The sequence below is a fragment of the Pseudonocardia sp. KRD291 genome (assembly GCF_019263595.1).
Taxonomy (GTDB): Bacteria; Actinomycetota; Actinomycetes; order Mycobacteriales; family Pseudonocardiaceae; genus Pseudonocardia.
The window spans coordinates 1-8,827 of record NZ_JADQDD010000262.1 but is presented as its reverse complement, the minus strand read 5'-3'; the positions used below and the strand labels follow the sequence as shown (position 1 = coordinate 8,827).

Below are 8,827 nucleotides of genomic sequence, written 5' to 3'. Positions count from 1 at the left end.
CCCGTGGACCCCGTCCGCGCTCGTGGTGACGACCGCCCGCGCGATGTCACGACGGCCGTTCGGGCGGCCACCGCAGGGCCACACGGTCCCGACGCGGCAGGACCGAGCCGTGCAGTCACCTCTGCGCCCACCGCTGCGCCACGCCGTGCACGCCGGTGCCGCGGACACGAATCCGCAGGTACACGAATCGACGCACCGGACACAGAAAAAATACGGAGGGTCAGTTTGTGTAGCCGACGGTTCACCGGTTAGGTTGAACGCAGTCGGTGCGGGCTCCCCGGTTCGAGCGCCGACAAGTACTGAGAGTGCGGTCGCCTCTGACCGGCTCTCCGACTCAACAGGAGACGAACTGTGCTGAAGAAGGCTGGAATCGTCGTCGCCGCCGGCGCCGCGACCCTGCTCGCGATGAGCCCGCTTGCGTTCGCCGGCGACTCGGGCGAGAACGGCGAGAACGGCGGCCACCACGGCGCCTCGAACGTCGCGGAGAAGAACAGCAAGGGCTTCGTGAACGTCTCGGGCAACAACATCGACGTCTCGCCGCAGACCTGCGTCGGCAACGTGGCCAGCGGAAACAACCTGATCCAGGGTGTCCTCGGCCTGGCCGGCAAGGACGGTCTCGTCAAGTCCTCGGTCGAGAACAACCAGGACCAGAGCGTCAACTGCACCAACGCCTCGCAGGCCGGCGACAACGTCGAGCAGAGCGACGGCGCCGGTTCGGACGACTCGAGCTGGGGCTCGAAGTAGTTCAGAGTCCAGCACGCACGAGACAGGCCCCGGGATTCGTCCCGGGGCCTGTCTCATGTTCGGAGACAATTGCGCGAGGCCATATCTAACGAGTGACTTCGCCCGAGGTTACGGTCGACTTCGGGTCAGTTTCCGAAACGACGGTGCCGGGCCGCGAAGTTGCGCAGCGCACGGAGGAAATCGACCCTCCGGAACTCCGGCCAGTACGCCTCGCAGAACCAGAACTCCGAGTGCGCCGACTGCCAGAGCAGGAAGCCGGACAGGCGCTGCTCGCCACTGGTCCGGATGACGAGGTCCGGGTCGGGCTGCCCGGAGGTGTAGAGATGCTCGGCGATGTGGTCCACGTCGAGGGTCTCGGCGAGCTCCTCGATCGACCGCCCGGCCTCGACCGCGGTCAGCAGCATCTTGCGCACCGCGTCCGCGATCTCCTGCCGCCCGCCGTAGCCGACGGCCACGTTGAGCTGCAGCCCGCCGCGCCCGGCGGTGCGGGTCGCCGCGGCGGCCAGCCGATCGGCCAGCCCGGGCGGCAGCAGCTCCATCGCCCCGACCACCCGCAGCCGCCACGGGGTCTCCGGGCCGGACAGGTCGTCGACGACACCTCCGATGATCTCGAGCAGGGGCTCGAGCTCGCGGGGCGACCGGGTGAGGTTGTCCGTCGAGAGCAGGAAGATCGTCACGATCTCGACCCCGGCCTCGGAGCACCACCCGAGCAGGTCGGCGATCTTCGCGGCGCCCGCGCGATGCCCGTCGTTGACGTCGACCAGCCCGGCGTCACGCGCCCAGCGCCGGTTCCCGTCGAGTATCAGCGCGACGTGCCGCGGGCTCTCCGCACCGGAGAGCTGACGCAGGATCCTGCGCTCGTACACCGAATAGAGCAGGTCACGCACGGCCACGCCCCGGAGCCTAGTCTCCGGCGCTGCACCGGACGGGTGGATGCCCACCCACACCGCGCGGACCCGCCGTGACCGGGCCTCCCGGGAGTGTGGCGTTCGCCCGGGTCGCCCACCACGGGTCCGGGCCGCGGGTACCGTCGGGAACCGTGACCACGACGGCCGTCGGCGTCCCCCCGAAGCCCCGGATGCGGGGCTGGCTGCACCTGTGGAGCCTGCTCGCCTCCGTGTTCGCCTGCGTGACGCTCATCAGCGTCGCGGGCGCGCTGGTCGGCACCTCCGCCGCGCTGGCCACCACCGTCTACAGCCTCACCACGTTCGGCCTGTTCGGCGTCAGCGCGCTCTACCACCGCCGGACGTGGGCCCAGGTGCGCCACCGCACGCTGATGAAGCGCCTCGACCACTCGATGATCTTCCTGTTCATCGCCGGCACCTACACGCCGGTCTCGGTGCTCGCGCTCGCGCCCGGGACCGCGACCTGGGTGCTGATCGTGGTCTGGGCCGGTGCCCTGGGCGGGGTCGCCCTGAAGCTGGCCTGGCCGCACGCCCCGTCCTGGGTCGGCGTCCCGATCTACGTCGCGCTCGGGTGGGTCGCGGTGTTCGTGCTGCCCGACCTGATGCGCAACGGCGGTGTCGCCGCGCTGGTGCTGCTGCTCGCCGGCGGCGTGCTCTACACCGTCGGCGGGGTCATGTACGCCCTCAAGCGCCCGGACCCGTGGCCGGCGACGTTCGGCTACCACGAGTTCTTCCACGCCGCGACGGTGCTGGCCTGGCTCTGCCACCACGTCGCGGTGTGGCTGGTGCTGTTCTCCCGGTAGCCGGTCAGCTCTCGCCGGACGAGGCGTCCGGCCCGTTCGCACGCAGGTCGTCCACCCGCGCCATCGCCGTGCGCAGCTCGTCCAGCCAGTCGTCGGCGTGCTGCCCCACCAGGCGCACCGCCCAGCTCAGCGCGTCCGAGCGGGACCGTGCCACACCCGCGTCGACGAGCGTGTCGAGCACGATCCGCTCGGGCTGGCGCAGTCGCGTCATCACCGGCACCGACGCCGTCGTGAACAGCTCGGTGGTCCCGCCGACCCGCGCACCCCAGGCGACCTTGCGCCGGTAGCGGCCCTCGGCCTGCTGGGCGATCTCGATCCGGGCGTCGCGGGTGTCCTCGCGGAACCGGGAGATCCGGCCCGCCTCGGCCGCCGCGGCGTCGGTCCGGCCCGCGTCGGTGTCCGGGTACTGCATCTGGAGCGCCGGCAGCTCACCGACCACGACGATCTCGTCCCGGTCCGCGGTCACCTGCGGCGCCCCGGTGAACCAGTCCCCCGGCAACCGGCCCGCGAACCAGGCCGCCACGTCGTCGGACGGGGGCAGGTCGGCCTGCTGCCAGCCGCCCCGTCCCGAACCGCGTCCGCCCGATCCCGGCCATCCCCGGTGCATCCGTCCCGCCATCACTTCACGCTCCCTCACCACTGCCCTGTCCTTGTGATTACATGCTTACACAGATTCAGGCACAGCGGTGTTCGCCCACGGAGGACGCGGCTCGGCTCAGTCCAGGCGCAGCAGCGCGGCCAGCTCCTCCGGCGTCGTCACCGGGCGGTCGCAGACGAACCCGCGGCACACGTACGCGGCGGGGAGACCGTCGACGAGGCCGCGGCCGTCGAGAAGGGGGACCCCGGCGGTTCCCGGCTCCCCGCCGACGACGACCGTGCCGCCGGGCGCGTCCCGCCGGGCCCGGTCGAGCAGCGCGGCGGAGTCGCCGACCACGGCGACCTGCAACGGCCCGGCCTCCATCGCCTCGGCCGCGGTGAGCCAGTGCCCGGTGAATCGGGCGGCCCGGGGCAGCAGCGCCCCGATCGCGCTCAGCGCGGTCTCGGCGGCCCCGCGGTAGCCCGGCGAACGCTCGGGCGACGCCAGCACCGACGCCGTGAGCAGCGCGTTGACCAGCGACGACGCGCCGGCCGGGGTCGCGTTGTCGGTGATCTCGCGCGGCCGGTGCAGGAGCTGCTCGGCGTCGTCGGCGGTGTCGAGGTAGACGCCCGGGCGCTCCGGGTCGGCGAAGCGCTCGAGGGTGGTCGCGAGCAGCTGCTCGGCCGCGGAGAGACGCGCCGGGTCACCGGTGGCCTGGTGCAGCGCCAGCAGGGCCTCGACGAGCAGGGCGTGGTCGTCGAGCACGCCGGCGGCGGCGCCGACCACCCCGTCGCGCGACGAGCGCCGCAACCGGCCGTCGACGACGTGCCGGGAGAGCACCAGGTCCGCGGTGCGCCCCGCCTCGAACACCCAGTCGGCACGTCCCAGGGCGGCACCGGCCTCGGCGAGGGCGAGCACGGCCATCGCGTTCCAGGCGGTGACGACCTTGTCGTCGCGCGCGGGCTGCGGGCGGGTGTCGCGGGCGGCGAGCAGCGCCGGGCGGATCCGTTCCCAGCGGGCGGGGTCGTCCGGGTCGCGCAGCAGCTGCAGGGTGGAGCTGCCGTGTTCGAACGTGCCCTCGGCGGTGACGGCGAGCAGGTCCGCCGCCCAGGCCCCGTCGTCGTCGCCGAGGACCTCGCGCAGCTGGTCCGGGGTCCAGGCGTAGGTCAGTCCCTCGACGCCGTCGGTGTCGGCGTCCAGCGCGGAGGCGAACCCGCCCTCGGGCGTGCGCAGGTCGCGCAGCAGGAACTGCGCGGTCGCGACCGTGACCCGGTGCGCCAGCGGCGAGCCGGTGCGCCGGGCCAGGTGGGCGTAGACGCGCAGCAGCTGGGCGTTGTCGTAGAGCATCTTCTCGAAGTGCGGCACCACCCAGGCGGCGTCGACGCTGTAGCGCGCGAAACCGCCGGCGAGCTGGTCGTACATCCCGCCGCGGGCCATCGCCTCGCAGGTACCGGTGACGAGTTCCAGGGCGGGCCCGGAGCCGGTGCGCTCGTGATGGCGCAGCAGGAACTCCAGGACCATCGACGGCGGGAACTTCGGGGCCCCGCCGAATCCGCCGTTCTGCGGGTCGAACTCGCCCGCCAGCACCCCCACCGCGGCGTCGAGGCGCTCGTCACCGATCGTCGCCGGCTCCGGTGAGGCGGCGGCCTGCGCGGCCAGCTTCTCGGCGATGTCGCCTGCGGCGCCGCGGATCCGGTCCCCGTCCTCGGTCCAGGCCTTCGTGACGGCGTCGAGCACCTGACCGAACGAGGGCATCCCGTGCCGGGGCCGGAGCGGGTAGTACGTCCCGCACTGGAACGGCTCGCCGTCCGGGGTGAGGAAGCACGTCATCGGCCAGCCGCCCTGGCCGGTCATCGCCTGCGTGGCCGCCATGTAGACGGCGTCGATGTCCGGGCGTTCCTCGCGGTCGACCTTGACCGCCACGAACTCGCGGTTGACCTGCTCGGCCGTCGCGGCGTCCTCGAACGACTCGTGCGCCATCACGTGGCACCAGTGACAGGCCGCGTAGCCGACCGAGAGCAGCACCGGGACCCCGCGTTCGCGGGCGGCGGCGAACGCCTCCGGCGACCACTCCCACCAGTCGACGGGGTTGTCGGCGTGCTGGAGCAGGTACGGGCTGGTGGCCGAGGCGAGCCGGTTGGACATGCCGATCAGCCTCCCAGAGCCCCCGGCCGTCCGCCGGGCCCCGGGACGGGTCAGGACCGGTCGGTCCGGTCCCCGCTCCCGGCGGCGGCCGGACCGTCGGCCTGCTCGGGGGCCTGCTCGGGGGACTCGAACGACTCCGGCAGGCGGCGGATCCGCCTGCTCATCGACCGGATCAGCACCACGGTCGCGATCAGCAGCAGCAGCACGACGACGAGCCCGACCGGGGACGAGTTGCCGAACTCCGGGCCCTTGCCCGGCGGTGGCTCCCGGTCCTGGGCGGGTACCCGGACCGACGCCTCGGCCGCCGGCACCACTCCCGTGTCGACCAGCAGCGTGTCGACCAGCCCCGTGTGGACCAGCACCGCGGTCGCCTCCCTCGTCCCGAACGTCCGGGCACCGCGTGCCCCGATCAGCGAAGGCCCAGGCTACGCGGTGGGCGGCGCTCAGCCCGCGCGGCGCTGCTCGGCGGGCTCGTGGATGCCGGCGAACAGGTCGTCCTCCGGCAGCGTGGTCTCCACCAGCGACGTCACCAGCTCGTAGTCCTCGGTCGGCCAGACCCGCGCCTGCACCTCGAGCGGGGTGTGGAACCACCGGCTGGTCGGGTCGATCTGGGTGGCGTGCGCCCGCAGAGCGTCGTCGCGCTGCCCGAAGAACTCCGCGCAGGGCACCTTCGTCGTGACCCGGGTCCCCGGGTCCGGACGGTCGGTGTTCCAGTTCGACAGCCACTCCTCGTAGGGCGACTCCTGCCCGGACTCCAGGATCGCCTCGTGGAAGGCGAGGATCCGGGCGCGGGAGAACCCGTGCCCGTAGTAGAGCTTGAGCGGCTGCCACGGCGCGCCGGCGTCCGGGAACCGCTCCGGGTCGCCCGCCGCCTCCCAGGCCGCCATCGACACCTCGTGGGTGCGGATGTGGTCCGGGTGCGGGTAGCCGCCGTTCTCGTCGTAGGTGATCAGGACGTGCGGGCGGAACTCGCGGATGACCCGGACCAGCGCCTCGGTCTCCACCTCGAGGTCGACGAGCGCGAAGCAGCCCTCCGGCAGCGGCGGCTTGGGGTCGCCCTCGGGCAGGCCGGAGTCGACGAAGCCCAGCCAGCGGTGCTGCACGCCGAGGATCTCCGCGGCGCGGGCCATCTCGGCGCGGCGGACCTCGGTCATGTTCGCGATGACGTCGGGCCGGTCCATCGCCGGGTTGAGGATGCTGCCGGCCTCTCCGCCGGTGCACGTCACGACCATCACGTCGTGGCCTTCGGCGACGTAGCGGGCGCTCGACGCCGCACCCTTGCTGGACTCGTCGTCCGGGTGGGCGTGCACCGTCATCAGGCGGGGCCGCTCACCGGGGGCGAGGACGTCGGTCGGGGTCATGTGGTCGGGGTCCTTCCAAGGTCTGACGGCCGGTTCGCTGATCCGGCGCAATCCTGGCAGAGGGGTCCGACGATCCGCCGCGAACACGGAACCGGGTGGATTCCTCCGACCTCTGCAACGCCGCTCCCCGCCCGGATCTTCCCCGGCCCGCGCGCCCGCGCGGTGGGCGGCGGACCGGCGGCGCGGCCGGCCTCCGCCGACCCCGGTCGCGACCCGTCTACCTGCGGCGATGACGGGTCCGGGAACTATTCCGGGGCCCGGCCCGTTCAACGAACGGCTGCGACGAGCGGCCGGCACCGTGCTAGGGTGAAGTGCACACGGCCCGCAGGCGGGTCGTGTTTTTCCTTACTCGGGGCTGGCCGCCCGGAGCAGCACCGACGCGTTCCCGTACGCGCTCAGCGCGCTCGGACGTGTCATGGTGCCCTGTTTCCCTGGAGGAGTGATGACGGTGACGGATACCCAGGCGACCTGGTTGACCCAGGAGGCCTACGACCGGCTCAAGTCCGAGCTCGACGGGCTCATCGCGAACCGGCCTGTCATCGCCGCCGAGATCAACGCGCGGCGCGAGGAGGGGGACCTCAAGGAGAACGGCGGCTACCACGCCGCCCGTGAGGACCAGGGCCAGCAGGAGGCCCGGATCCGCCAGCTGCAGGAGCTGCTGCGCACCGCCCAGGTCGGCACCGCGCCGACCAGCGGCGACGAGGCGTCGCCGGGCACCGTGCTGACGATCCGCTACGACGACGACGACAGCGAGAAGGTCCTGCTCGGCTCCCGCGAGGAGGGCAGCCACGGCGACCTGCAGGTCGTCTCCCCGAACTCCCCGCTCGGCGCGGCCCTGCTCGGCGCCAAGCCGGGTGAGGCCCGCGAGTACCAGCTGCCCGACGGCGGCAACATGAAGGTCAGCCTGGTCGCGGTGGAGCCGTTCACCGGCTGAGGGGCCTCCCCTGATCGCACGCCTACGGGCCCGGCCGTTCGCGGCCGGGCCCGTTCCGGTCGGTCACCCGCCCCCGGTGACGGTCACGATGTGCCCGCTCGTCTCGAGGTCGGCGACGATCCGGTCGCGGTGCTCGACGCCGCGGGTCTCCAGGCTCAGCTCGACCTCGACCTCCCCGACCGGCACGGCACCGCTGACCCGGGAGTGCGCGACGTCGGTGACGTTGGCGCCCAGCTCGCCGACCCGGGCCAGCAGCGAGGCCAGCGACCCCGGCCGGTCCGGCACCTGCACCCGCAGCGTCAGGTAGCGCGAGGCGGCGACCAGGCCGTGCTGGATCACGTGCAGCATCACCAGCGGGTCCACGTTGCCGCCGGAGAGCACCGCCACGATCGGCCCGGGCCACCGGCGCGGTTCCTCCATCAGCGCCGCGACCGCCGCCACCCCGGCCGGCTCGACGACCATCTTGGCCCGTTCCAGGCAGTGCACCAGCGCCCGGGACAACGCGTCCTCCCCGACCGTCACCAGCTCGTCGATCAGTGCGCTGACCTGGCCGAACGTGATGTCGCCCGGACGTCCGACCGCGATCCCGTCGGCGATCGTGCGCATCCCCGTCAACGCGACCGGCTCCCCCGCCGCGAGCGAGGCCGGCCAGGCCGCCGCGTCCTCGGCCTGCACCCCGACGATCCGCACGCCCGGACGCCGGGCCCGGACCGCGGCCGCGACGCCGCCGAGCAGCCCACCGCCGCCGGCCGCGACGAGCACGGTGGCCACGTCCGGGACCTGCTCGAGGATCTCCAGGCCGACCGTGCCCTGCCCGGCGATGATGTCCGGGTGGTCGAACGGGTGCACGAACACCGCGCCGGTCTCCCGGGCGAACGCGGTGGCCTCGGCGACCGCGTCGTCGACCGTCTCGCCGCGCAGCTGCACCGCCGCGCCGTAGCCGCGGGTCGCGTCGACCTTGGGCAGTGCGGCCCGCTCGGGCATGAACACCGTCGCGGTGACCCCGAGCAGCCGCGCGGCCAGCGCGACGCCCTGGGCGTGGTTCCCGGCGCTCGCCGCGACCACCCCGTGCTCGCGCTCGGCCGCGGTCAGCCGCGCGATTCGGGTGTACCCGCCACGGATCTTGAACGAGCCGGTGCGCTGGAGGTTCTCGCACTTGAGCCACACCGGGGCCCCGGCCAGCTCACTCAGCGCCCGGGCACCGGCCATCGGAGTGACCCGCACGACCCCCTCGAGCAACGACCGCGCGGCCTCGATGTCGGCCACGCCGACGGGCGGTGTGGGTTCCCGCTGCGCCGGCGCACCTCCGGGAGACACCCGTTCCGCTGACGCTGGTGTCCGACGAGCAGCCATGGCGG

Annotated in this window: 9 protein-coding genes; 3 read left to right on the top strand and 6 right to left on the bottom strand. The window is 73.3% G+C overall.

Features of this window, described 5'->3' with window-relative positions; all coding sequences use genetic code 11:
* The first annotated feature begins 351 nt into the window (after positions 1-351).
* Positions 352-744 (top strand): hypothetical protein, encoded by a 393-nt coding sequence (locus I4I78_RS26230; protein ID WP_218614166.1) that lies wholly within the window; start codon positions 352-354, stop codon positions 742-744.
* A 125-nt stretch (positions 745-869) separates the two neighbouring features.
* Here the strand turns inward: I4I78_RS26230 and I4I78_RS26225 are convergent, their stop codons facing one another.
* Positions 870-1,631, bottom strand: coding sequence for an isoprenyl transferase (locus I4I78_RS26225; RefSeq protein WP_218614170.1), 762 nt, complete (start codon positions 1,629-1,631; stop codon positions 870-872).
* Between the two features lie 191 nt (positions 1,632-1,822).
* On the opposite strand from I4I78_RS26225, the gene I4I78_RS26220 reads away from it, so the two are divergent.
* The gene (locus tag I4I78_RS26220; RefSeq protein ID WP_218614169.1) at positions 1,823-2,452 is read left to right on the top strand and encodes a hemolysin III family protein; all 630 of its coding nucleotides are present in this window, start codon (positions 1,823-1,825) and stop codon (positions 2,450-2,452) included.
* A 4-nt stretch (positions 2,453-2,456) separates the two neighbouring features.
* Here the strand turns inward: I4I78_RS26220 and I4I78_RS26215 are convergent, their stop codons facing one another.
* The 4 genes from I4I78_RS26215 to mca form a co-directional block, all read right to left on the bottom strand.
* On the bottom strand, positions 2,457-3,059 hold the full coding sequence (locus I4I78_RS26215; RefSeq protein ID WP_218614168.1) for a hypothetical protein: 603 nt from the start codon (positions 3,057-3,059) through the stop codon (positions 2,457-2,459).
* A 108-nt stretch (positions 3,060-3,167) separates the two neighbouring features.
* Complete coding sequence (locus I4I78_RS26210; RefSeq protein WP_218614165.1) at positions 3,168-5,174, bottom strand: thioredoxin domain-containing protein; 2,007 nt, start codon at positions 5,172-5,174, stop codon at positions 3,168-3,170.
* A 50-nt stretch (positions 5,175-5,224) separates the two neighbouring features.
* Complete coding sequence (locus tag I4I78_RS26205; RefSeq protein ID WP_218614164.1) at positions 5,225-5,536, bottom strand: hypothetical protein; 312 nt, start codon at positions 5,534-5,536, stop codon at positions 5,225-5,227.
* A gap of 81 nt (positions 5,537-5,617) precedes the next feature.
* Entirely contained in the window at positions 5,618-6,535 is a 918-nt protein-coding gene (gene mca, locus I4I78_RS26200; RefSeq protein ID WP_218614163.1) for a mycothiol conjugate amidase Mca, read from the bottom strand.
* A gap of 448 nt (positions 6,536-6,983) precedes the next feature.
* Between mca and greA the strand changes: the two genes are divergently transcribed.
* A complete protein-coding gene (gene greA, locus I4I78_RS26195; protein ID WP_218614162.1) occupies positions 6,984-7,469 on the top strand; it encodes a transcription elongation factor GreA in 486 nt (161 codons plus the stop codon).
* A gap of 63 nt (positions 7,470-7,532) precedes the next feature.
* Here the strand turns inward: greA and ilvA are convergent, their stop codons facing one another.
* Positions 7,533-8,735 carry a threonine ammonia-lyase gene (gene ilvA / locus I4I78_RS26190; protein WP_308252363.1) on the bottom strand — a complete coding sequence of 401 codons (1,203 nt, stop codon included), beginning with the start codon at positions 8,733-8,735 and terminating at the stop codon, positions 7,533-7,535.
* Positions 8,736-8,827 lie beyond the last annotated feature (92 nt).